General features: G+C 37.3%; 22 protein-coding genes and 1 tRNA gene. 10 read left to right on the top strand and 13 right to left on the bottom strand.

Annotated features, from left to right (window positions below; all coding sequences use genetic code 11):
- Positions 1–28 precede the first annotated feature (28 nt).
- Positions 29–2,164, top strand: coding sequence for an FN3 associated domain-containing protein (locus B154_RS0117625; RefSeq protein ID WP_018615588.1), 2,136 nt, complete (start codon positions 29–31; stop codon positions 2,162–2,164).
- Positions 2,165–2,280: 116 nt separating this feature from the next.
- Here the strand turns inward: B154_RS0117625 and B154_RS0117620 are convergent, their stop codons facing one another.
- Positions 2,281–3,612: a hypothetical protein gene (locus tag B154_RS0117620; protein ID WP_157580849.1), complete on the bottom strand. Its 1,332-nt coding sequence runs from the start codon at positions 3,610–3,612 to the stop codon at positions 2,281–2,283.
- A gap of 490 nt (positions 3,613–4,102) precedes the next feature.
- Here B154_RS0117620 and B154_RS0117615 point away from each other — a divergent pair, with 490 nt between their 5' ends.
- A complete protein-coding gene (locus B154_RS0117615; protein WP_018615586.1) occupies positions 4,103–4,534 on the top strand; it encodes a hypothetical protein in 432 nt (143 codons plus the stop codon).
- Positions 4,535–4,731: 197 nt separating this feature from the next.
- On the opposite strand, the gene B154_RS0117610 is transcribed toward B154_RS0117615, so the two are convergent.
- Positions 4,732–5,556 (bottom strand): hypothetical protein, encoded by an 825-nt coding sequence (locus B154_RS0117610; RefSeq protein WP_018615585.1) that lies wholly within the window; start codon positions 5,554–5,556, stop codon positions 4,732–4,734.
- A 334-nt stretch (positions 5,557–5,890) separates the two neighbouring features.
- On the opposite strand from B154_RS0117610, the gene B154_RS0117605 reads away from it, so the two are divergent.
- A complete protein-coding gene (locus tag B154_RS0117605; RefSeq protein WP_018615584.1) occupies positions 5,891–6,496 on the top strand; it encodes an NUDIX domain-containing protein in 606 nt (201 codons plus the stop codon).
- A 105-nt stretch (positions 6,497–6,601) separates the two neighbouring features.
- Here the strand turns inward: B154_RS0117605 and B154_RS0117600 are convergent, their stop codons facing one another.
- From B154_RS0117600 to B154_RS0117585, 4 genes are all read right to left on the bottom strand, one after another.
- On the bottom strand, positions 6,602–8,182 hold the full coding sequence (locus B154_RS0117600; RefSeq protein ID WP_018615583.1) for a DHA2 family efflux MFS transporter permease subunit: 1,581 nt from the start codon (positions 8,180–8,182) through the stop codon (positions 6,602–6,604).
- A 359-nt stretch (positions 8,183–8,541) separates the two neighbouring features.
- A complete protein-coding gene (locus B154_RS0117595) occupies positions 8,542–9,663 on the bottom strand; it encodes an HlyD family secretion protein (protein ID WP_018615582.1) in 1,122 nt (373 codons plus the stop codon).
- Positions 9,664–9,691: 28 nt separating this feature from the next.
- The gene (locus tag B154_RS0117590; protein WP_018615581.1) at positions 9,692–11,038 is read right to left on the bottom strand and encodes a TolC family protein; all 1,347 of its coding nucleotides are present in this window, start codon (positions 11,036–11,038) and stop codon (positions 9,692–9,694) included.
- A complete protein-coding gene (locus B154_RS0117585) occupies positions 11,028–11,657 on the bottom strand; it encodes a TetR/AcrR family transcriptional regulator (RefSeq protein WP_018615580.1) in 630 nt (209 codons plus the stop codon). Before B154_RS0117585 ends, B154_RS0117590 begins: the two co-directional genes overlap by 11 nt.
- Positions 11,658–11,858: 201 nt before the next feature.
- On the opposite strand from B154_RS0117585, the gene B154_RS0117580 reads away from it, so the two are divergent.
- The 5 genes from B154_RS0117580 to B154_RS30235 all read left to right on the top strand — a co-directional run bounded on the left by B154_RS0117580 (position 11,859) and on the right by B154_RS30235 (position 16,325).
- Entirely contained in the window at positions 11,859–12,332 is a 474-nt protein-coding gene (locus tag B154_RS0117580; RefSeq protein ID WP_018615579.1) for a hypothetical protein, read from the top strand.
- A 54-nt stretch (positions 12,333–12,386) separates the two neighbouring features.
- Complete coding sequence (locus B154_RS0117575) at positions 12,387–12,878, top strand: hypothetical protein (protein WP_018615578.1); 492 nt, start codon at positions 12,387–12,389, stop codon at positions 12,876–12,878.
- Positions 12,879–12,909: 31 nt separating this feature from the next.
- Positions 12,910–14,313: an MBL fold metallo-hydrolase RNA specificity domain-containing protein gene (locus tag B154_RS0117570; protein WP_018615577.1), complete on the top strand. Its 1,404-nt coding sequence runs from the start codon at positions 12,910–12,912 to the stop codon at positions 14,311–14,313.
- 244 nt (positions 14,314–14,557) lie between these two features.
- Positions 14,558–15,961 carry an MBL fold metallo-hydrolase RNA specificity domain-containing protein gene (locus B154_RS0117565; protein WP_018615576.1) on the top strand — a complete coding sequence of 468 codons (1,404 nt, stop codon included), beginning with the start codon at positions 14,558–14,560 and terminating at the stop codon, positions 15,959–15,961.
- A gap of 10 nt (positions 15,962–15,971) precedes the next feature.
- Positions 15,972–16,325 carry an MgtC/SapB family protein gene (locus tag B154_RS30235; RefSeq protein ID WP_018615575.1) on the top strand — a complete coding sequence of 118 codons (354 nt, stop codon included), beginning with the start codon at positions 15,972–15,974 and terminating at the stop codon, positions 16,323–16,325.
- Between the two features lie 818 nt (positions 16,326–17,143).
- Here the strand turns inward: B154_RS30235 and B154_RS0117555 are convergent.
- The 5 genes from B154_RS0117555 to ung form a co-directional block, all read right to left on the bottom strand.
- Positions 17,144–17,416: a hypothetical protein gene (locus tag B154_RS0117555; RefSeq protein ID WP_018615574.1), complete on the bottom strand. Its 273-nt coding sequence runs from the start codon at positions 17,414–17,416 to the stop codon at positions 17,144–17,146.
- A gap of 135 nt (positions 17,417–17,551) precedes the next feature.
- Positions 17,552–18,238, bottom strand: a complete 687-nt coding sequence (locus tag B154_RS0117550; RefSeq protein WP_018615573.1) for a type 1 glutamine amidotransferase domain-containing protein — start codon at positions 18,236–18,238, stop codon at positions 17,552–17,554.
- Between the two features lie 115 nt (positions 18,239–18,353).
- Positions 18,354–20,363 (bottom strand): T9SS type B sorting domain-containing protein, encoded by a 2,010-nt coding sequence (locus B154_RS0117545; protein ID WP_018615572.1) that lies wholly within the window; start codon positions 20,361–20,363, stop codon positions 18,354–18,356.
- 283 nt (positions 20,364–20,646) lie between these two features.
- Positions 20,647–21,384 carry a lysophospholipid acyltransferase family protein gene (locus B154_RS0117540; RefSeq protein WP_018615571.1) on the bottom strand — a complete coding sequence of 246 codons (738 nt, stop codon included), beginning with the start codon at positions 21,382–21,384 and terminating at the stop codon, positions 20,647–20,649.
- Between the two features lie 21 nt (positions 21,385–21,405).
- On the bottom strand, positions 21,406–22,080 hold the full coding sequence (ung, locus tag B154_RS0117535; protein WP_018615570.1) for a uracil-DNA glycosylase: 675 nt from the start codon (positions 22,078–22,080) through the stop codon (positions 21,406–21,408).
- 61 nt (positions 22,081–22,141) lie between these two features.
- Between ung and B154_RS0117530 the strand changes: the two genes are divergently transcribed.
- Positions 22,142–22,215: transfer RNA gene (locus B154_RS0117530), tRNA-Arg, on the top strand.
- Positions 22,216–22,460: 245 nt separating this feature from the next.
- On the opposite strand, the gene B154_RS28935 is transcribed toward B154_RS0117530, so the two are convergent.
- Together B154_RS28935 and B154_RS0117520 are read right to left on the bottom strand one after the other, a co-directional pair.
- Entirely contained in the window at positions 22,461–23,465 is a 1,005-nt protein-coding gene (locus B154_RS28935; RefSeq protein ID WP_018615569.1) for an FKBP-type peptidyl-prolyl cis-trans isomerase, read from the bottom strand.
- Positions 23,465–24,478, bottom strand: a complete 1,014-nt coding sequence (locus tag B154_RS0117520; RefSeq protein WP_018615568.1) for a DHH family phosphoesterase — start codon at positions 24,476–24,478, stop codon at positions 23,465–23,467. Before B154_RS0117520 ends, B154_RS28935 begins: the two co-directional genes overlap by 1 nt.
- Positions 24,479–24,610: 132 nt before the next feature.
- Between B154_RS0117520 and B154_RS0117515 the strand changes: the two genes are divergently transcribed.
- Positions 24,611–25,027, top strand: coding sequence for a nucleoside-diphosphate kinase (locus B154_RS0117515; RefSeq protein ID WP_018615567.1), 417 nt, complete (start codon positions 24,611–24,613; stop codon positions 25,025–25,027).
- The last annotated feature ends 157 nt before the right edge of the window (positions 25,028–25,184 follow it).

The raw sequence follows: 25,184 nt of genomic DNA, 5'->3' as shown, positions 1-25,184 counted from the left end.
CCCGTGTTTAAGATAGAGCAACAGCCATATGCATACTTTAAAAAAAATCGGCGAAGGAATTTTAACTGCCGGTATTATTTTCCTTCTTTTTATATTGGTTTTTCAGAACAGATTACATGTGCCACCATGGCTGCAGGTTGTAGGGAGAATGCATCCGATGTTCCTGCATTTCCCTATTGTGCTTCTGTTGCTTTCTTTCTTTACATTCTGGTTACCCGAGAAATCGCAGAATAAAGAGTGGTTTAACCTATTGCGACTTGTTGCATCTTTATCTGCCATGGTAACTGCTGTTATGGGAATTCTTTTATCGCTTGAAGACGGAAGAAGCGGAGTTACATTGCAATGGCATAAGTGGGCCGGTGTAAGTATTGCAGTCATCAGCTATCTTTTTTATTCCTTTCATCATTTTTTCAGTAAAAAAATTATTGGTCGGCCGTTCACGCTTATTGCCAGCCTTTGTATTGTTGTAGCCGGACATTTCGGAGCCAGCCTCACCCATGGGGAAAATTATTTATTAGCTCCCGTGAATACCGAGGAAAAAAAAGCTGTTTCCATAGATGAAGCAATTGTTTTTTCAGATGTGGTTAAACCGATTTTTGAAAAAAAATGTTTCAGTTGTCATGGAGCCGGGATTATGAAAGGCGGATTAATGTTAGAAGACTCTGCAGGAATTGAAGCAGGAGGAAAGACAGGACCTCTTTTTACTGCCGGAGACCCTGATGCCAGTTTGCTAATGCACAGAATACTGTTACCTGGAGACGACAAAAAACACATGCCTCCCATCTCTAAACCTGCTCTGGCAGATGATGAAGTTGCGTTATTGCGGGCATGGATAAAATCTGGTGCATGGATAAATAAGAAACTGACAGATGTGCCGGAAAAGGATTCATTTAGAATAGTGGCTGCAAAATTTTTAGCTCCGTCAGGTAAAGAATCAAATCAAATAGTATATGATTTTCCTGCTGCTGACGATAAAAAAATAAATGCTTTAAATAATAATTATCGTGTTATAGAGCCGCAGGGAATCGGTTCTCCTGCCTTGTCAGTTCATTTTTACGGCAAATACGCCTACTCAAAAAAATCATTGGAAGAACTACTGCCACTAAAGCAACAGATAATACAGTTAAGCCTTGCCCGTATGCCCGTAAAAGATGATGAATTAGCTATAGTAGGCCAAATGGTTAATCTGGATGAACTCAATCTTAATTATACTGATATTACAGACAAGGGACTTGGGCAGCTTTTACAGCTTAAAAAGCTAAAACAATTATCGCTGTCAGGTACGGCAATTGACAAGCAGTTTTTAGAAAAAATAGTAAAGCTGCCATCACTTCGTTCCATATATATATGGAATACAAAAATAGGTAGCAATGAAGTAGCAAAAATTCAGAATAAGTTTAAACAGGTAAGCATAGAAACCGGTTATAAAGATGACGGAACAATGATGGCGCTATCACCTCCAATGATCCAAAGTACCACATGTATATTTGACAGAGATACACAAATTGTTGTAAAACATCCTTTTAAAGGAGTAGATATTCGGTACACTTTAGATGATACTGAACCTGACAGTATAAAAAGTCCTTTATATAAAAGCCCTATTGTTATTAAGAATAATATTACTTTAAAAGCAAGAGCATTTAAAAAGGGATGGTATGGAAGTACATCTGCAGAAGCAATTTATATTAAAAAAGGAAGTAAACCTGACTCGATCGAACTTGCAAGCAAACCAGATGAGAAATACAAAGGCCCAGGCAAGTTATTGGATGACCGGGATATAGGAGATGTAAATTTTGGCAATGGTCAATGGTTAGGCTATACTAAAAATGATGCAGTCTTTTATTTGTATTTTAATAAGGCCGTACAGGTGGAAAGTGTTTTGTTGACAATATTAAAAAGTACAGGTTCTCATATTTTCCCTCCTTCCAGTTTAGAAGTGTGGGGCGGAATGGAAAAAAATCATTGTAAGCAATTGGGACAATTACATCCTAAAATGCCTGCTAAGGATGAACCGCCTTCAGTTGTGCCGGAGCAGGTTACGTTTGCTTCTACACCTGTAAAATACCTTAAAATTATTGCTAAGCCGATTAAATCACTTCCACAGTGGCACTCCTCGAAAGGCAAACCCGGATGGACGTTAGTAAGTGAAGTTGTCGCTAATTAATATTTGCTTTTGGTTTGTATAAACTACTGTTTAATTTAATGTCACCATTTGTAGTCCCTCTACTTCTTACTATTTCTACTTAAGGAAAAACCGAAAAATAGAAAGCTTTTGACCTGTCATTTATCTGATCGTTTTTTAAACTCAATTATATATTCTGATAAATAATCACTTTTATCTCCATGCATATCTTTAAAAAATAGTCTTGCTTTTTGTCCTAACTTCAAGGAAGTATACTTATTTGCTTTGTCTTCATTAGAATTTATTGGTTGCAATGATGGGTACCAAAGCGTATGTCCGGGCTTACTTAGCAATAATTCAGGCACTGACCATTTTTGTGAATTATCATAGTAGCCAAGATCTGCATTTTTGTTATAAGATATATAGATGCTGCTACCTTTCCAGGAAGGTCCTTCTGCTTTTGCCATTAGCATTACCCAACAGTGTAAATACGTATTCCAACTGACCGATGGTCCCCAGAAATATTTTGCGGTGGGAGAGGAGGCAGGACCGCCTCCCGCCCCAAGCGGAATCTGGATAGTAGAAACAGGAACACCAACGCTGTCAGACGAAGCATAAAAACCAGAACCGTTCCACCTTTTGGCTTTACCAACAGGATTGTTAAGGTCTGATAAAGAAATGCGCGCAATACTGATACACTGGCCACTCCACTCAAAAGCAGTATCATAAGAAGCTGAATTATATTTGCCGGGATAACCGTATTCCCCGTAAAAAATATACAAATATTTTCCGCTTACTATTGCTGAAGGATCGCCTACGCCTCCCGCAAAATTAATCCCTGTATTGTGCGGTCTTAAGATTAGCCTGGGCTGGTAATCCTCTAATATGATTCCTTTATTTACCCAGCTTTTTCCTCCATCTTTAGACTTCATAATTCCTATCCGGCATACTGCTGTTTTTGTCGATGGCCCTTTGAGTCCCTGGGGCCAGTTCTCATCTATGTATCCTTTTCCTGTTGACGAGTCATAGGGCAGGGTTGAAGGGTAATTTTCATTGTGATATAGGGCAAATAAAGTTCGGCCATTTTTATCATTAATATCTTTATAAAGAGTCTCAAACCAAACTGCACCGTGCAAACCCGGTGTGCCAGGCTGAGCATTTTCAGGCATTTTTGGTTCAATAAATTCTGTTGATTTTTTGCGGAATACTTCGTCTACTGAAAGACCACTGGCATATTTCAAGTCATGAGCATATCCCCATAAAGGATCCTCACCATACTTGCCCGGAAAAATCCTGAATGTGTCTCCGATCCAGGCCTCAGCCATATTGCAGTCTACAAAAGAATTAAAGTAAAATTTCTCAGTTGGTACAAGAACAGCTTTTGCGCTATCATTTACATAAGCATCAGGCTTATTAAAAACAAAACCAAAAGAAAAGAGAATAGCCGTTATTGAAAAAGCAGCAAGCAGTAATACTTTAGAAACTTTCATAACTGAATATAGCATTAACTAAAATTGTAATTACTATTTTATCTAAAATACTAAAATAAAAAAAGCCTTTAATAAAATCTTTTTCTTAAATTATTTATCAAAATACCTTTCTGCTCTTGATCTAATAGTTCCTTTTTTACAATTACCTACGTTGCTGAACGTGTATTCACAATGAAGCACGAGCTATATTTACAAGTCTTACTGAAAATACCAAAACACGAAGCCTTCAATTAGGTTGAGTTTCAAATTATAGCAGTAAGAACTTTTTTATTTGCTGCCATTCCTTTTTGGCTACTCTAAGTTATTATTTTATTAGCTCAATCGCTTACTCCCAACTTCATAAACTTGTTATTGCCCTTTGATTTTGCTTCATAATTGATTATTACCTTTTATCAATAAAAATTACCGTTCAATACTTTGCAATGTACTATGCTTTGCATGGTACTGTAGCTTTACATCATAATTAATAAAAAAACTAAAAACTATAATTATGAAAAAGTTACTATTAACAGCCCTTATCGCTGTATCTCTTACTTCATTTGCTTTTGCTGCTCCAGTTAAAAAAGTAAATTCTTTTGTTACCAATAGCTTTAACAATGACTTCAAAAATGTTGGAAGTGTGGCGTGGGACGTTTCTTCTTCTTATGCAAAAGCAACCTTCGTTTTAGACAATATACGAACAGAAGCATTCTACACGCTCGATGGAGAATTTATAGGAACAACACACGCTATTGCGATTGAAGACTTGCCCGTGGCAGCAAAAAGGAGCTTCGCAAAAAAATATGCCGGATATACAGTAAAAGAAGCAATAAAATTTGATGGAGAAGATGGTACCGCTTATTTTATATCTGCAGAAAATGAAAAGGAGTCAGTTATTTTGAAAGCGAGTAAATCAGGTCTTTCTGTTTATAATGTTAATTAACTGTCAGTCAATTTTATTTTTTAAAAAGTCCGGCTCTTCAAGCCGGGCTTTTTACTTTTTTTAACGGTTAGGCAAGCGTATCATGTGAGATCAGTTGAATAATATTTTTACCGTCGTTGAAAATTTATTTTTGAATGAAGCTTCCAACATGTATCAATAAACGAAGACAGGCTTAAAGGAATGAACGTGATGTAATATTACCTATGCGCAATAAATACCGGAAGTTTATGTTCTGAAATTACTTCTGTTACAAAACTTTTCCTGAATAATTGAGATACTGATGATCTTCCAAAAGAACCACTTACAAGAATAACATTTTTTTCTTGATTTAGCCAGGTGGTAAAATACTTTTTTGGATTGATTTTCAGTTTTAAAAGCTTTAAATTTTTATAGTGCTGATTTCCTAATTCCTCGATGAATGTTTCATATGGTAATTCTGCCTCTTCTTCGTTTTTTGAAAATATCAGCAAAGATTCATTATTAGTGAGTTCAGGAAAAAGATACGCAAATTGCTTAATTGCATAAACAGAAGACGCACTTCCATCATAAGCCAAAATATTTTTTTCGGGAAATTTAAAATTTTCAGGAACAACAAGTACAGGACATTCTGTAGCCTGTAATATATCTTTTAAGCGATCAATTGTTTCTTCTTTACTTAGACTTTCATAAAACTTTTCGCTGCTAAGAATCAGTAAATCTGCAAAACGACTTTCTTTTGTCAGTTCAGGAAGAACAAAATCATACACGTCTCTATGCACTTTATACTTAATGTTATTTAATTCGCACAGAGATTTGAATTTCGTAATATTTTCCTCGACTACTTCACTTGTAACTTCTTCATATAAAGGCGGCAATACCGGCCCTCCCAAAGTTGCTGCGGCACTCCATAAGTAAGAATAGGTAGCTTGTGGAATAAAGACGCCAGTCAACAGAATCGGTTGTGTTTTATTAAGCTGAAATGCAAACTCTAAAGCACCATCTGGAAAATAACTTCCGCTAAAAGCAACTAAAATCTTTTTCATTACTAAGGGGTTTAAACTATTTAGAGCATCTAATTTTGGATGCAAGATATTTTCGTACTGAGGGTAAACAGATGATTTCAGAGAATTTGATTACTGATCCTCGTCACTATTTAATGGTTTCTATTTGCTATAAATCTATTTTATTTGTAATAAAGAATTGTCTTTCTGAAAAATTCTGATTATTGTGATCTTAATTTTTACTATCTGATTCTAAGAAGCTCATTTTAATAATTTGATTTTTATTTCATACAACTCTATAAACAGAAAAACAATGCGAGAGCAACTTTAAAAATGAGGTAGCATAAGATTTGTACTATACATAAAAAAAACATCCATGGCACAAAACGTGAAAATTATATCTACAGAAGTACTTTCCAACAATTTTTTTCCTTTACAAAAGGTTGGATACGAAATACAAAAAAAAGACGGTAACACTGAAGAGCTGAGCCGCGAAGTTTATTTATCTAAAAATGGCGCTACAGTACTGTTGTATAATCGGGATAATGAGAGTGTTATACTTACGAGACAATTCAGGTTACCAACTTACTTAAATAAAAATGAGACAGGATTTTTAATAGAGGCCTGTGCGGGTTTGCTGGAAGAAGATGAAGACCCGAAGGATACTATTATCCGGGAGATTGAGGAAGAAACGGGTTATAAGGTGCACGATGTAAAAAAGATATTTGAGATGTACATGACACCGGGTTCAGTAGCTGAAATGCTGCATTTTTTTGTTGCTGAATATACACCCGAACAAAAGGTAAGCGATGGTGGTGGACTAGACCATGAAAATGAAGATATTGAAGTAATTGAGATGCCTTTTGAGCAAGCGTATAATATGATTCAATCAGGCGAAATTAAAGATGCAAAAACGGCTTTGCTGCTTCAATATGCCCGTATTTATTTATTTAAAGGAGAAAAAGTATTTGATATTTTATAGAATACCACCCTGGGTTTTAAGTACAGTTTATAAAAAAAATATGTAATGAAAAAGCTCTTATTTGATTAAGAGCTTTTTCATAATTTAAATACATTATTATTAAAATTAGTGCATTGCTTCAGCCATGTCAATCTTTTTACCTTTATTGCCTTTTACCATTAATACAAAAGGAATACATACTAAAAACATAACTCCCAGGTAAAGAAATGCATCCATGTATGATAAAACCGCAGCCTGTTTTGTAACTATGTAATCCAGTGCTTTATAACCTGTTCTCAAGGCTTGGTCTGCAGGTATACCTTTAGCAGAAAAGCTATGTTGAAGTGCCTGTATTCGGTGTTGCACATCAGGATCATTGATGTCTAATTTACTGACAAGGTCACTGCGGTGATCCATATTACGGCGGGCTAAGAAAGTGGTAATTGTAGCTACACCAAATGAGCCTCCTAACTGTCGCATCATACCGGTAAAAGCGGCTCCCTGCCCAATCTGTTGCCCTCGTAAAGTAGATAGTGAAAGTGTTGTAATAGGTATAAACAACATACCCATACCAACCCCGCGAACAATCAGCATCCAAAAGAAAGCGTCTTTGCCCGTGTCGGGTGTTATTATTTTATAACCCCAAAAACTATACACAAAGAACAACAACATTCCCAATGCTACAAGATATTGCTGGGGAACGCCTTTTTGAAGTAGTTGCCCAATTATGGGCATCATAAAAGCAGTTGTAAGCGCTGCGGGTATCATGAGCATTCCCGATTGTGTAGCTGTCCATCCTAAAGTAGATTGTGTATACAAAGGGATAATGAAGGTAGAGCCGTATAGCCCAAATCCTAATATAAAAGACAATATTGTTCCCACCCTCAGATTACCATTTCGCAATACTCTCAACTCTACAATAGGATTTCTAAATGAAAGCTCCCGCCATATAAAGAAAAATAATCCAAACACAGCAATAACGGAACAGATTATGATACCCATACTTTCAAACCAGTCATCATCCTGTCCTCTTTCCAAAACGTACTGCAATGAGCCAACTGCCATGGCAAGTAGGGCGATACCGAGCCAATCAACATCTTTGGCCGCACTTTTCTCGCCATATTTAGGACTGCGTACAAATTGCAGTGTAAGCAAAGTTGCTATAATGCCTATGGGAATATTGATATAAAAGATATAAGGCCATGAAAAGTTATCAGTGATATACCCTCCCAGCGGCGGTCCTAACGTAGGGCCAATAATAACACCTAATCCATAAATTGCCTGTGCCATGCCTCTTTTTTCCACCGGGTAGCTTTCGGTAATGATGGTTTGTGAAGTAACCAGCAACGCACCACCACCCACACCTTGCAAAAACCTGAAGGCGACTAGCTCCCAAATACCGTTGGCATTACCGCATAAAAAAGAGCAAATGGTAAAAAGCATGATAGAAGCCGCGAAGTAGTTGCTGCGGCCAAACTGCTGCGAGAGCCAGCTTGTCATAGGAACTACAATTACGTTACCAATCGCATAGGCAGTAATGACCCAACCCACCTCGGTCATGGTCGCGCCAAGGTTGCCTCGCATGTCGTTTAAAGCAACGTTTACAATGGTGCTGTCAACAATCTCAAGCAAGGCGCAAAGAATAGCGGTTATTGTGATAATAACCCGTCTGGCGCCATATTCGACTAATGAATTTGCCTGTTGCATAAAATATTATTATATAATTCTCTTTGTTATTTGTTTTGAAGGAGAGCATTTTAGGTAGCCTTCTTTAAATCTATCTTCATCATCAGTTGCGTCGCACTCTTCTGCAGTTAGTAATTCTATTGCACTATCAAATCATCTGAAAATATAGCCTTTCGTTTTTTCTTGTACTACATACTGGCTCAATAGAATTACTAAACGATGCAGTGAGTGACACAACCGGAGTTGAGTTAAGCTCTTCAGGTCCGACTACAGAAAAGTCTTTTTTTAAAATTGTAGACCTATTCCTCATTATCATAATGACTTAAAATCTGTCACACTCTTTCCTTCCAAATCAAAAAACAATTACTGTTTTGTTCGTTCTAAAGGTTCACATCAACATCCACGTTCATTCCCGGTCTTAGTTGTTTTACCAGGCTGTCATCAGCTTTGGTAAATTCTATTCGTACAGGCACCCTTTGAACAACTTTCACAAAGTTTCCTGAAGCATTGTCGGGAGGCAACAAAGCAAAACGAGCACCTGTGGCAGGAGAGAAAGAAGCAAGTTTTGCTTCAAATTCATGACCGGGAAAAGCATCTACATGTACAATCACTTTCTGCCCGATTTTCATTTTATCAAACTGTGTTTCCTTAAAGTTTGCCACAACCCATAAATCGTCATTTAGTACAATACTAAACAGAGATTGCCCCGCTTGTAAAAACTGTCCGGGTTGTACGTTTACTTTAGAAACTAATCCATCTGCGGGAGCAGTGATGATGGCGTACGAAAGGTTAAGTTGAGCTTCATCTACCTCTACCTGGCGTTGCTTGATTATAGAACCTGCAACTCGTATCTGGGAAGCTGTAGCACCACTTTGGCTGGTTACAGAACTTGTCTGTGAGGTAGCCTGGTTTTTTTGTTCTTCTAATATTCGTAATTGTTGCTCTGCTGTTTGTTTTGCAGCAAGAGCCTGCTCATATTGTTGTTGAGTAACTGAGTGATCTTTAATCAGGTTGGCATAACGATCGTAATCCTGGTTAGCTCTCCACGAATTAATTTTCGCTGCCTCTATTTGCGCATTTATTGTACCGATAGATGCTTGTGAAGTCGCAATATTTGATTTTGCAGCGGTAGTTGTTGTTCTTGCTACACCAAGATTGCTTTGGGCCGTAGCCAATGCAGCTTGTGCCTGCTCAAGTTTTAATTTCAGATCACGTTGATCCAAAATGAGCAAAGTATCTCCTTTGTGCACTCTTTGGTTGTCTTTTACACGCACCTCTGCCACATAGCCTGAAACGCGGGGAATAACCGGGCTGATATTAGCCTCTACCTGTGCGTCATCGGTTTCTTCGTGGTGCTGGCCGTGTATGTATTTGCTAATTCCAAACCATGCACCTGCAATAATCAGCAGTAATAAAATGATTGGAAAAACTTTGTTTCGTTTTGGCTTCTGAACAACGTCTTTTGAAATTGTTTCTCTTTTTTCAGTTGATTGTGTTTCCATAAAAAACCTTTATTTATGTTTTGCTGTGTTATTTACTTTGTGTGTTGTCTAATAATCCTGCTGTCTGCAACAGTTTGTTATATGCTACTGAAGCATCAGCTTTTGAAAAAGCCCCGTTTAATCTTGCCTGTAACTGGGCCACATCTGCATCTAACAAATCAGTTGTAGTTGCCAAAGCATTATCAAACTTGTTTTTTACAATCTTATAATTTTCCTCGGCCTGCGCTATCGCTTTTTCGTACACGTCTATTTTCTTTTGGCTGAGCAGGTAATTCTGGTATGCCTGGTTAATTTCTAACTGAATTGCATCGGCAAGCATTTCCTGGTTGGCTTCCAGTTGCTTTTCCCTCGCTTTTGCCTGCTGCACCTGTGAGTTATTTTTTCCCAGATTTAGATTATATTTTACTCCAACTCCTATATTGACTGCATTGGTAACCGTTAATACATTAGGAATATCGGCTGCTACGTAACCACCAGTAAGCGCAATAGAGGGATACATTTCTCCTTTTGCAGCTTTTACACCCGTATTCGCTGCTTTTTTTCTAAGTGAAAGAGCAGATACGTCTTTCCTGTTTTGTAGCCCTAATTGTACGTAATCTTCGACACCTTTTAATTGGTTTGTTGTTGTTTGTAAATCACCCTCGTTCACAGTTAATAAGGTGCTATCCGGCAATCCCAACATTAGATTCATATTTATATTCGCAAGTTTCCAATTGTTTTCTGCGTCTAAAAGCGATAATTCTGTATTAGATTCCTGCAGTTCGGCTTTTAATAAATCGTTTCTTGCTAATAAACCATTTTTCTCAAGGTTCGTAAAATCCTTTACCCTTTGACGGTTACTTTCCAGGTTTTCTTTTACCAAATCAACTGCCGCTTTTGATTTGTAAAGATTTTCGTATGCCTCTATCGTATTTAAAATCACTGCCTCACGGTCATTATCAGCGTCGAGTTTAGCAGCTTCCTGCAAATATTTTGATGATTCTATTCCATATTTTATTCTTAATCCTGCATAAATAGGTAATGAAACATTTGCCATACCGTATAAGGCCGAAGATGGTTTCCCTGTGCTTTGACCCCCAGTATTACCGCCGGAATTAGTTGATTTGGTCTTTATATCTATGTTAGGATTATTCAATCTTAAATACGAACCTGACACTCCAACCGCAGGCAACCTGTTTTGAACAGCTTCGCGTAGAGCTGCTGTAGCTTCTTCAATTTTTGCTGTGCTGTTTTTTAATTTCTTACTGTTTTTAATGCTGAGATCGATTGCTTCCTTAATAGTCAGCGGCCTCGAAGTCTGTCCAAATGAATTGGTTTGAACTATTGCCAACGCTGCCATTAAAATTATCGATGCTACCAAAACTTTACGCTTCATAACTTAATAGTGCTTTAAATAAAACTTTAATATTTTCGCTTAATTTCTTCTTGATTTGTTCATATACCTGCTCTTCAGGAATATTCGTAAGATTATTATATTCACGGTACTGATCAATTGTAATCATCATTTGCGATATAGAACCTACCAGCATATTATACAAAAGCAAGAAATCGATGTCTTTTTTAAATACCCCTTTTTGCTGGCCGTCCGTTATAATTTTACCGAATTCTTCCAGGTTCTTTTTTTTCAGGTCATACATTAAATTCATCACAACAGGATTCTTGTTGATAACCTGCTCACACATCATAATTTTGAAAAATTGTTTCTTGCTCATAATTTTATTTATTATGTCTTCAGCAAGTATCTCCACTTTTTGAAAAGGAGTGGTGGAATCGTCCTTCAGTAAACTTTCTACTTTTACTTTAATATTTGTAGTTCTTTGTTCAAACAATGCTTCCATTAATTTTTCCTTTGAACCGAAATAATAGGAAATCATCGCAATATTCACTCCCGCTGCATCAGCAATGTCACGAACTGAGGTGCCGTCAAATCCCTTGGTAGAAAAAAGTTGCTCTGCCGTTACTAAAATCTGTTTCTGTTTTTCGTTATATTCCATCTCTTTTTAAAATTCGGAGGCAAAACTAAATAAACGTTTAATTTAAAACAAATATTTGTTTAACTTTTTTTGTTTGTGTTAACACTTCTCATTTTGATAGGGCGGAGGTAATAGTAGAATGAATTTTGTTTTTTAAAGAATAATCAGATTATTACAAGAAAGAATGATTTTTGTTTTTTTAGTCATAAAAAGATATTATTAATGAAAGCAGCAAGCATAAGCGAATTGAAACAGGAACTAGTGACACTTCCACCTAAAACAGTGTTGGAATTATGTCTGAAGCTTGCTAAATTTAAAAAAGAAAACAAAGAGCTTCTGAGTTATCTTCTGTTTGAGGCGCATAATGAAGAAGGATATGTTGAAGAAATTAAAAAGGAAATTAATGACGGATTTTGGAATTTGCCAAGGGGGAACATGTACCTTATAAAGAAAGGACTTCGTAAAATATTAAGGTCAATTGCTAAGTATAGTAAGCATACTGTAAAAAAAGAGTCGGAACTTGAAATGCTCATTCACTTCTGTAAAAATTTACATAATTCGGGCATTCGCTTTCGGACAAATAAAGCATTATCAAATCTATACGAAATGCAGCTTAAAAAACTGAATACACTTGTAGAGCAAGTGCATGAAGACTTAAGGTTTGATTATAAAAAGCAATTGGAAGAATTAGGGTAATTAAGTAGTAAGCTAAAGTGAGAAATTCTATAAAAATCATTTAAACCTTCTAACTTGTCATCTAACTTTCTCACTTTCAAAAAAAAACTAGCTAATGCCCTGGTCTTTCGAACTTTTTTGCTAACAAAAGTTCCTGCAGCATTTTTTGCTGGTGTAAGGCTTGAGAAATTAGAAATGGAAGAATCTGCAATAAGTGTTCAGTACAACTGGTTTACTAAAAATCCTTTTCGTTCGGTTTATTTTGCTGTTCTCTTAATGCCTGCCGAAATAAGCACTGGTATTTTATGTATTGGTTATTTATATAAAAGAACTCCTGCTGTCAGCATGTTGCTCGTACACACAGAAGGTGATTTTTTAAAAAAAGCAACAGGAAAAATTGTTTTTACCTGTACGGATGGAATGCTTGTAAGTAATGCGATTAACAAAGCTGTATCTACGGGTGAAGCCACAGCAGTAAGATGCCATAGCATAGGTAAAAATGAGAAGGAAGAAATTGTGGCTGACTTTTATTTTACCTGGAGTTTTAAAGCGAGAATAAAGGCCTGATATTTTAGTATTTGTATAAAAGCCAGGTTTTATGCAAATATCATTTCATGGCGCAGCGAGAACAGTAACAGGTTCCAAGCATTTAATATCACTAAAAAATGGCAAAAAGCTATTATTAGATTGTGGTATGTTCCAGGGAATGGGACGACAGACTGATGAATTAAATAGTCAATTCGGTTTTCATCCTACTGAAGTAAATTACCTTGTTTTATCGCATGCTCATATAGACCATTCGGGTTTAATACCAAAATTATATAAAGAAGGTTTTAGAGGTACTGTGTTTTGTACTTCCGGAACAAAAGATCTTTGTAAAGTATTATTAATAGACAGCGCCGAGATACAACAGGCAGATACAAAGTATATTAACCGGAAAAGATTAAAAAAAGGATTGCCGCTATTTGAGCCCATGTTTTCGACAGAAGATGTAAAAAATTGCCTGGAATTGTTTAGCACTGTAGAGTACGACAAATGGGTTAGTATAGATGATGAAATAAAACTTCTTTTTACAGATGCCGGACACATCATTGGAAGCGCTGCTGTAAACCTGCAATTAGTGGAAGACGAAAATACAACGCGTATCACCTTTAGCGGAGATGTGGGAAGGTATGCAGACGCTATTTTAAAATCGCCCGAAGAATGTCCACAAGCTGATTATTTAATATTGGAAAGCACTTATGGAAACAGACTTCACGAGGAAGTAAAAGACTCTGCAGAAGCGTTTTTAGGCTGGATTATAAAAACATGTCTTGAGAAAAAAGGGAAATTAATAATTCCTGCTTTTAGCGTGGGGCGCACGCAGCAATTGCTGTACATGCTAAACCAGTTGGAGAATAAAAACAAGCTTCCCGCCCTTACTTATTTTGTTGACAGCCCTATGAGCCTTGAAGCTACAGAAGTTATAGAAAATCATCCTGAAAACTTTAACCCGGTATTGCTGGATGTATTGCTTCACGACAACGATCCTTTCAAGTTTAAGGGGCTGAAGTATATTAAAACAGTTGACGAAAGCAAGCAGATTAATTTTTTTAATGAGCCTTGCGTTATTATAAGTTCAAGTGGCATGGCGGAGGCGGGCAGGGTAAAGCATCATATTAAAAACAACATAGAGGATCCCAAAAACACAATTCTTATGGTTGGTCACGCTTCTCCATTTTCACTTGCTGGAAAGTTAATGAATGGCGTGAAACAGGTTGACATTTATGGCAGAGATCTTATCGTAAAAGCAGAAATAGGTAAAATGGGCGGCATGAGTGCGCACGGCGATTACAACGATTTGTGTCATTTTATCTCTAACCAGGATCAAAATAAGATAAAGAAACTTTTTCTTGTACATGGGGAATATGATGTACAAACACAGTTCGCAGAGAAGCTTATGCAAAAGGGATTTGATGTAGAAATACCGGGTATGAATTATGCACTTACGCTCGGCAATTAACGAACTTATAATCATTTTTTGGGGGGTTACATCTCGTGCTAACATTTGGGTTGGCGGTTAAGTAAAGAGAGGATCGCACAAGTGGTATGCAAGCAAGCTAAATACTAAATAGTAAGCATGCCTGGATCAAAAACAGATACAATAAATACCAGTATATAAAATAAGTTGTAAAAAATATTTTTTAAAATAATTATCAAAATATGAATAAAGGAAAATTATTTATATTTATTAGTAACAGAGATTTATGAAGCTATCTTTTCACGGTGCAGCGAGAACAGTTACGGGAACTAAACATTTACTGACTTTAGACAACGGAAAAAAATACTTATTGGATTGTGGAATGTTTCAGGGGATGGGTGCTGAAACAGATGCTTTAAACAATGAGTTTGGATTTGATGCGAAAGGGGTATACTGCGTGTTTTTATCGCATGCTCATATAGATCATTCAGGTCTTATTCCAAAGTTAGTTAAAGAGGGTTTTACAGGTAAAATATATAGTACCCAGGCTACAAAAGATTTGAGTGAAATATTGTTATATGACAGCGCGGAAATTCAGGTTTCGGAAGCAGATTATATGAACAAAAGGAGAGGAGCCACGAACGGAGAAGCGTGTCATGCCCTATACACCGTGGATGATGTGGTTGCAGCGATGTCTTTGTTTGAAACAATTGAGTACAATGAATGGGTAAAAATAGATGAAGATGTAGAAGTTATGTATTCCAATGCGGGGCATTTGATAGGAAGTGCAGCTATAAATATCAGGGCAACGGAAAATGGAAAAACAACAGCGATTACTTTTAGCGGTGATGTTGGCAGGTACAGAAGTGCTCTTTTGCAACCGCCGGCCGAATTTCCTCAGGCAGATTATGTAATTTTAGAAAGCACCTACGGAGATAAGATGCATGATATTGCATTTAGTACAATTGAAAATTTAGAAAAATGGATTAAAAGGATTTGTATTAAAAGAGGAGGAAAACTGATTATTCCGGCATTTAGTGTAGGCCGTACCCAGGAAATATTGTATTCGCTAAACCAGCTGGAACTGGAGCACAGGTTGCCTGAATTAAATTATTTTGTAGATAGCCCATTGGGCACAAAAGCGACAGAGGTAATTAAAAGTTATAAGAATGACTATAATGACCGTTTGCAAAACATATTGAAAATAGATGAAGATCCTTTTTTGTTTAAAGGGTTGAAATATGTTGATACTGCTGATGATAGCAAACAACTGGTAGAATATAAAGAGCCTTGTGTTATTATTTCATCCAGTGGTACTGCCGATGCAGGCCGGGTGAAACATCATATTTTTAGTTGCATAGACGGAGAAGCGAACGCTGTGTTGATGTCTGGCTATTGTCAGCCATCGTCTTTGGGAGGCAGGCTGTTGAACGGTGCACAGCAGGTAGAGATTTTTGGTGATACTTGCAATGTAAAGGCAGAAGTAGGACAAATAAAAAGTATGAGTGCACACGGAGATAGTGATGACTTGTGTCGTTTTGTTGGATGCCAGGATACGGAAAAAGTAAAAACAGTTTTTCTTGTGCACGGTGAATACCTGGCACAACAGGAACTTGCAGCAAGACTGAACCGAAAAGGTTTTGAAAAAGTAGAAATGCCTTCTATGCACCAGGAGTTTATCCTGGAGTAAAAGTGTGATAATGGAAATACCATGGAGTGAAATATTAAAAATCGGATGTGCTTTTGTTGCCGGAACATTATTAGGGATAGAGCGTGAGTATCGTGATAAACCGGCCGGGATGCGAACTATTATCTTAATTACAGTCGGTGCAGCCCTGTTTTCTTTGTTAAATCTTACAATAAACACACAATCTCCTGATCGTATTGCAAGTAACGTAGTAACAGGTGTAGGCTTTTTGGGAGCCGGAGTAATCTTTAAAGAGGGGATGAATGTCTACGGCCTTACTTCTGCCGCTACTATCTGGGTAGCCGCCGCTATAGGAATGGCCATAGGATTTGGTAATTATTGGATCGGTTTTGTCACACTCATCTGAACATTAACCATTCTTACAATATTAGCAAGTGTAGAAAAGGTATTAGATGCAAAAAAAGAGGTAAAAAAATACAAGTTCTCCTTCCTGAAAGACCACCTTTCTATTGATCAGTTAGAAACAGAATTTAAAAAGAAAAAAATTTCTTTTACAAGAAGCAGTCTTATAAAAGATAATGATAAGTTTATAGCAGAATACAGAATAAGGCTTTCAAAAAAACAAAAATCTGACTTTTATAACTATATCTTAAACAATAACGACCTTAAGTATTTTGAGGAACTTATGTAGGTCAATTCTCACGAAATTAACTGGTTTTCAATTTTCCCGCCCGTAAAATGTAGTAATAGATGCAAACGTAATGGTAAAAATACTATGATGTTTGCAGTTTAATGAATATGATTTAACGAGTATTTGCCCCCCTATTTCTTCAATAATTGTTTTCTACCTTTAGTTATGTTTGATTGCTTGTTTAATAGAGAATTTTAAATTCAAGGATTCTAACGAAAGATGGAATTGTTTAAACAATATCGCCGCTACATTTTTGTGGCGGCTTTTGTTTAGATCCTTATTTTTTGTAAGAAGGCTAGCAAATTAAACTTAAAGAGCACAGGCATTTATTACAGCCTAGGCTATTACTTATAGTGGTAAAAATAAGTTCAATAAAAAAGCTATCCCTGATAATAAGAGATAGCTTTTTATAAATTATACCACTGAATTAATATTTTTTTAAGCGGCGTAACCGAGATAGTACATTAGATTTTTTTGTCTTACCGTTTTTAGCCTTCCTTAAAACTTTAAAACCCTTTTGCAGTGAAATGTATTTAATTGTTGCGAAGTTCCTCTTCAATTAAATCATTAAAAATACTTTCGTTTTTCCAGATCCAATCAGGTAATTGATCATCAGCCAGTATTTTCCAGGTATTATCTATTTTTTGCATTTTAAACATTTTTCGATTTCCTCGATCATCGCTTACATCAACAGAAAACAACCCTTCCTTCGACCCGCTTATCTTCCTGAAGTTAAACTCCCTCAATTGTCCGTCTGCCTTAACCAGCTTAGTAAACTGGATGTTTTTTATAAATTCTATTTTCATAAAGTAATATATAATGTCCTGTTACCTGAATATGTCGCCACAAAATTAAGAATTAATCAGGGCAAAAAGATACATGTTATTATTTGATTACCTTTTTTTATAGTAGTTTAACCAATAAAATTAATTTATTGATAACTACTTTCCCGCTTTAAGCAATTGCAACAGATCCTTAGCCACTTGCTCTGATGATGCAGGATTTTGCCCGGTAAGCAACAAGCCATCTTGCACCGTATACGATTTCCAGTCTTCTTTTTTGGTATACTCTCCACCTGCAGCCTTTAATGCGTCTTCCAGTAAAAATGGAACAACATTTGTCAATTGTACTGCTTCTTCTTCAGTATTTGTAAACCCGGTTACTTTTTTGCCTTTTATAAGTGGCTCGCCATTGTCTCCTTTAGCATTTAACAATGCTGCCGGTCCGTGGCACACTGCTGCTACAGGCTTGTTTTGTTTATAGAAGTTCTGTACCAGCCGGACAACGTTCGGGTCTTTATTCAAATCCCACATTGGCCCATGCCCGCCGGGAAAAAAAATTGCATCAAATTCATCAGCAAAAATATCAGAAAGCTTCATCGTGAGCGATAACTTTTCTTTTAGCGCTTCATCCTGCTTAAATCTTTTTGTTGATTCTGTTTGGTTTTCAGGAGCATCACTTTTAGGGTCAATAGGAGGTTGGCCACCTTTGGGAGAAGCAAGAGTGACATTTACGCCTGCGTCTGTGAGTGTGTAATAAGGGGTGGCAAATTCTTCTATCCAGAAACCGGTTTTATGCCCTGTGTTACCCAGTTGGTCGTGGGATGTTAATACAAATAATACATTCATTTTATTAGTCTTTTATTGTTAATCAATCCGCTTTGTTTAACAAACGGATGGTAAAATATGTTTGTGATTATATGCTAAAATCATTCCCGATTAAATAAAAAGATCAGAAAATACTCTATCTTATCAGAACTGTTGTTCCTTTTAAAGAAAATGGCTTGCCGGTATCGGTGTTAATATATTTCAGCGTCCATACATAAGTACCTGTTTGTTGTTTTATGCCTTTAAAGGTCCCATCCCATTTTGTCATAAAATCTGTTGATTGAAACACTACCTGTCCAAAACGGTTGTAAATTTTAAAAATCAGATTTTTTGCCTTATAGGCATTAATTGGGTAGAGATAATCATTCAGGCCATCTCCATTAGGTGTAAATGCGGATGCAACGGCGATATAGCAATTGTATAACACTTTTACCTGCTTATAGGCAGTATCAAAACAGTTACTGTCATTTTTAACAATAAGTCTGACCTGGTAATCTTTTTCGGAAGTAGTTAATTGATAGGCCTGTACTGGAGGATTTTTACTTGTGCTGGAGTTGCCATTACCAAAATTCCAGTCCCATGCAATAACGTTACCAATACTTGTATCTTTAAAGGTAGCTACGTCTTCCGGGCAAAGCATACCGGGTGCAGTAAAGTTGGCTTTTAATTCATTATCAAGATTAAAAGTGACCTGGGTAGAATCTGTGCAAGTTCCATTAGAAACAGACAGTTTTACTTCCTGTTGACCGAAATTAGAAAAAACATGTACAAAACTTTTTTGGGTTGAAGCTGGAGCATTGCCGATTTGCCAACTCCAGTTGTTTATTCCATTACCACCCTTGTGGTAAAAAATTCCCGTATCGGCTTTGCATCCAAGCTTTAAAGAGTAAGTAAAATCAGCAGAGACTGTATCACTCGTAGCAAAGGTTACGCTTGCACCTTCAGGAGTTTCAACAGAACATTCATTCATTACAGTATTTCCATCTTTTCCTTTTTTTAACCTGACGGTGTATGTACCTGCCTTAGAAATTGGTGTTGATAGTTTAAGCTGTATACCGGTAGTTACATTATTATTACAAGTTGTGGTTGCCCCGGTAATTACGGCAGAAGATGGTCCGCTTAGTATAAAATCACTTCCGTCTGCTGCTACTGAGTTACATAAAATTGGCTGACTAAAAACTACACTCAATTCATTTGGTGCACATGCAGGAGGGGTTATACTATCAAATGCAGCAGGTTGAGGTGGAAGAATAGTGAATGCCAGGCCATCGCCTACAGGAACAGCAGCATCACAATTATCAAGCAATGTATTACCATCTGTTCCCTTTGCAGTATAAATAGTATAATTGCCCGGCGCGAGTGGATCACTTAAAGTAACAACAAGAGAATCCATGTCAAAGCCGGTGCTGCAACTTGCTGCAGCAGCTCCGGTTACAGAGACAGAGGAATTTGAAATGGTAAAATCGCTTCCGTTAGCCGAAAGGCTGCTGCATTTCATTTTCTTATTTAGTTTTATACTTATCCTCTTGCTGTCGCACAAAGGTTTTGCAGCCTGAAGCCGCGGTGGGGTTGTATCTGTTATACTTGCTGATCCTCCGGCAAAATCTAAAGAATAACCACTTTGAGAGTCTGTAAAATGACTTACCAGTAACAGGTAGTTATGTCCCTTCTGCAGTTGGGGCATAGAACTAAAAAGAGGAACACCTGGCCCGTCGCACAGCTGTGAAGATGTACCTTGGGAAGAAGCTCCTGTTTTGCCCGGATCGCCGGACCAGTTACATGCTACAAATAATGTTTTGTCTGTGTATATTTCCTCAGGGGCATGCCCTGTAATATCAAATAGCTGCCAGTCATAATCATCATCCAGATTGTTAGGTGTGATAAGGAAACCCAAAGTGCCGGCAGTAAAACAAGTGAATTTATACCAGTAGGGATTTTTGTCCTGGAACAAAGCAGAAGTGCTTGTGCAGGGTGTCGGTATCTCACGATCGCCGCATGTAGAAACAGTAGTTTGTGAAAAGGCTGACGAACCACAAACGGGAAATGCAGTACCGGGGTTTTGGCCCAGGTTTGAACATGTTTGAGCATGTAAAACCGATGAATAAAATGAAATCAAAAACAGGAAGAAGTTTCTGGTTGATGCCATGCGGTAAAGATAAAAGATTAATACCTGTGCAATTATCAGGTTTTTTATGATTGATAAAAAACCGGTTGGAAATTGTTATAGAAATGAAAAAGTCAGAAGACAAGGTGAAGTAGGCTATATGAATGAACTCATCTTTTTAATTCTATTCTCGCAATCATAGTATTGAAAATTGCGAGTCCAGGGATTATTGCCAAAATGCCGATTTAAAACATAATGGTATGATTTAAGAAATTTCAGTTCTAATTAAACAGTAATAAGTTGATCCTAAATATAATTACCGTTTTCACTTCTTATGTTCTAAATAATAATCCCACATGATTTTAAAAACCTGTTCTTTCAAATTTTTGCTGGTTATATTTTCCGAACTTACCGGTGGAAGAAAGTGCATCTCGAGCGTATGTGGCCATAGAAAAAACTTTTTTTTGGGAGGTAAAACTGTCCGGGTGTTAAATATAACTGTAGGTATGATGTCTTTATGAGCTTCAACTGCCAGTTTAAACGCGCCGTTGTGAAAAGACTTTAAAGGATCGGTGGTACGGTTTCTTGTTCCTTCCGCATAAATAACCATGTGTAATCCCTGTAATAACGTCTTTTTCATATCCTCAAAACTTTGGCGGCGGCTTTCTTCGCTGTCGCGGTCCACGAGAACGGTTCCACGAATATATACCCAGCCAAACACCGGAGTTTTTGCAAAAGATTTTTTCCCAATAGTTTTATTTGCGCCGGGAACAAAAGGAGTTGTTATAGGTACATCCATCAAAGAATTGTGATTACACACCACTACATAATTTTTTCCCTTTTCAAAATTTTCCTTCCCAACAACCTTCAAGGGAGACCCAATTAACATCAACCATACATTCATCCATACTTTTGTAATCTGCCGGAAAGCTTCGGTTCCTGCCGGCTCTTTTATAAAAAATGTAATGCAAACCGGGATAATTATAATAAGCAAAGTAGCACTGAAAGATATCAAACCCCACACTGCCCATATTGCACCAAAAATATTTTTTAAAATTTTCATGTTGTAAATGTAGAGAGTCAATTAATCCAGATTCCAGTCGATAGGGTCTTGTTTTTGTTTCATAAGAAAATTATTTGTTTTGCTGAAATGTTTGCATCCAAAAAATCCTTTGTCCGCACTAAAAGGAGAAGGATGTGCAGCCTTTAGAACATGATGCTTTGTTTCATCAATCAAAACCTGTTTTTCCTGTGCAAATCGTCCCCAAAGTAAAAAAACAATTCCTTCTTTTTCTTCTGATATTTTACTTATAACTGCATTGGTAAATTCCATCCATCCTATTTTTGAATGACTCGCTGGTTCATTTGCTCTTACTGTTAAAACAGCATTTAAAAGCAATACTCCTTGTGTTGCCCATTTAGTAAGGTTGCCAGTTTTAGGAATTGGCAAACCAATATCACTGTTTAATTCTTTAAAAATATTTATAAGAGATGGGGGAGGAGCGACCCCATCAGGCACAGAAAAGCTCAAACCATGAGCCTGGCCATAGCCATGATATGGATCCTGCCCCAATAAAACGACTTTTACAATATCAAATGGCGTTTTATCAAAAGCGTTAAAAATCAATGGCCCGGGAGGATAAATTGTTTTGCCTTGAGATTTTTCTACTTTTATGAAAGTTACTATTTGTTGAAAATAGGGTTTAGTAAATTCTGCCTTTAAAACATTTTTCCAGCCTTTTTCTATTTTCACATCCATTTTATTAAACTTTGGTTTGGATGCAAACTAATTAAAATTTACTTTTGCCACCGCGAAAACAGGTCCGGTAGCTCAGCTGAATAGAGCAGCAGCCTTCTAAGCTGCGGGTCACAGGTTTGAATCCTGTCCGGATCACTACTTAAAATGACGGAAAAAGAAAGAGCTACAGAAATGTAGCTCTTTTTTATTTAAGTAATTCTGCTAATTTTTTCTTGGAAATTCTTATTAAGGGATATTGTATTTACACATTTGCCATTTTTCTAATGTGGATTTAGGTCCAAGAGTGTAACCTGTAAATTGCAACTAATACAAAAAAGACCCGTCACCGGGCCTTTTTGCTTAATATCAAAAATTGTTATAAAACTTTACGTCTATTATTCTTATTTCGGGCTTTGTTGGTTGGCGCCTTGTTGTTGATGCGGGTCTTGTTGTTCCTGGCCTTGTTGCTGCTCGCGTGGATCTTGTTGCCTTGGGTCTCCCTGCATGCCTGCGCCTGGCATTTGCGCTGGTCTCGCTGGTGCATTAGCTATATTCAATATTTCCACTTCAAATTTTAATGGGGCATATGCAGGAATAGCTGGCGGCGCTCCGGGAGGACCATAGCCTAATAAAGAAGGAATATAAATGTTTCCTTTAGCTCCTTTGCTTAAGGTTTGCAGGCCTTCTTCCCACCCGCGGATGGTTTGCCCTGCGCCTAATACAAATGAAAACGGTTGTACATGATGAAAAGAAGTATCCATATTGCTGTCAAAAACTTTTCCGGTATTAAGCAATGAGCCGCGGTAATTAACAGTTACCTGTTTCCCGTTTACAGCTTTTTCAGACGAACCTGCAGATGTTTGCTCGACAAATACACCATTTTCTGTCTTTTGTGCTTTTATACCTTTTTTCTTTAGGTAGCTTTCCATTTCTGCGACTTCTTTGGCTCTTTCTTTTTCAAGTTCCTTTTGCTGGTCTTTCGCCTGGTCTTCACGGCTGCTAAACGCTTGTAAAAGTTTCATTGAGGTAAAAATCTGGTCTCCTCTTTTTAGCATGTTATTGTACTGCGCCATGTTTCTTTTTACAAGTGTATCTACCTGCGAAACCACTACAAGGCTGTCACCTACTGAGCAAAGCTTCAACACTTCATTGTAGTCATGTGAAAGTCTTGAAGATGTATCAACCGGTACATATTCAGGCAAATGACCGCCTGTACTAAATAAAATCGTATCGCGCGGAGTAATTTTAATAGTCGCATTAATCTTGACTATATCGCCAGACTTGAGTTTTTGCTTACCGTTGCCTTTAAAAATCTTATACGTAAGACCTGAGGCTGTCTTCTCGTAATTTGTGTTGCAGGATGCCATTATACCGGCAAGAGCTGCAATCGCTAACATTTGTTTCATTATGATTGTTGTAATTGTTCTGCGTATTGTTTAATAACTTTTTTAAACTTCCACACCGTGGCATCGAGAGAGTCGCTGGAACGCCCGCCTGCTGCATTAAAGTGTCCGCCTCCTTCAAAATGGGTGCGTGCGAAAGTATTTACATCAAAATCGCCTTTGCTTCTGAAGCTCCACTTTCTTTCTTCATCCCTGTCTATTACCAACGCTCCAAGCCGAATTCCCTGTATCGTCAGCAATTGGTTCACGAGACCTTCTGTATCACCGGTTTTAATATAAAAACGCAAAAGGTCGTTTTTCGAGATCGACATTATTGCTGTGTTGTATTCGTATAAAACCTCCATTCTGTTTAACAGGCAATAACCAATGAACCGAATCCGGTTCTCTAGGAAACTGTCGTAGATGTTTTCATGCGCCAGTGTATGATTAAAACCTGTATCCTTTAACCGCGCAACCATACGATGCACATTGGCGGTTGTAGATGGAAACCTGAAAGAACCTGTATCAGTCATTACACCTGTATAAAGACATTCGGCTATTGTGGCATTAATTTTTTCTCCGAAACCACTTTCTACTATAAAATCAAATACCATTTCGCAAGTGCTGCTTTTCGCAGTATTGCTTACGCCGTATGTAAAATAATCTTCCTGCGGCTGTTCGTGGTGATCAATTAAAACCTTTGTGCAGCTCAGGTCGGCCAATACTGCTTCCATATTCTTTGTGCGGTGCAGTATATTAAAATCGAGACAAAAAAGCAGTTCTGATTCCTGTAATAATTTGGTAGCTACTTCTTTAGAGAAATCGAAATCTACCACCATATTTGCCCCAGGCATCCATTTTAAAAAACCTGCCCAGTTAGTAGGAGAAATAACTGTAACCGAATGACCGAGATCTGTTAAAAAATGATATAGAGCCAGCGAAGACCCCATTGCATCACCATCAGGTTTTTGATGAGTGGTAATGACCACCTTCTTAGGGACTGTCAGTTGTGGGTAAAAAGCTTTTATAGATTGCATAGAAAGTCGGCAAATTTGAATGATTTGGCACACAACGGCAAAACAATTTTAGAGTCTTAACAAAAATCATTATAAATATTAGGCTTTTTAGCGTTTTCATCTCACTTTTGCGCACCAAAAGTCGCTACAGATATGACAAACAGAACTTTTACCATGATTAAGCCGGATGCTACAGCAAAAGGGCACACCGGAGCTATTTTAGACCAGATCGTTAAAGCCGGTTTCACTATAAAGGCAATGAAATGGACGAAACTTACACCGGACAAAGCAGGTGAGTTTTACGAAGTGCACAAAGAAAGACCTTTTTACAGTGAGTTAGTTCAGTTTATGAGCAGTGGACCTATTGTTGCTGCCATTCTTGAAAAAGAAAATGCAGTCGCAGAGTTTCGTAAGCTAATAGGAGCGACTAATCCCGCTCAGGCCGACGAAGGAACAATACGTAAAAACTTTGCAACTTCAGTAGGTGAAAACGCTGTACATGGCAGCGATAGCGATGAAAATGCAAATATTGAAGGAAATTTCTTTTTTAGCCTTCTTGAAAGGTTTTAAACTGTATAATTGTAAAGTATACCAGCCCGTCGTAAAACGGGCTTTTTTTATACGATTGGTTTTTACTTTTGCAAAGTAGTAGTAATGTAATTGTCTCAATTGGTAGCCTTGGTTAAAACCACGATACTAACATACTTTATTAAGAATTTCTTATCTT

It is taken from the genome of Segetibacter koreensis DSM 18137, from assembly GCF_000374045.1.
In the GTDB taxonomy this organism is placed as follows: domain Bacteria; phylum Bacteroidota; class Bacteroidia; order Chitinophagales; family Chitinophagaceae; genus Segetibacter; species Segetibacter koreensis.
Note: the sequence above shows the minus strand (reverse complement) of the source record. Positions and strands in the feature narration are given on the sequence as shown.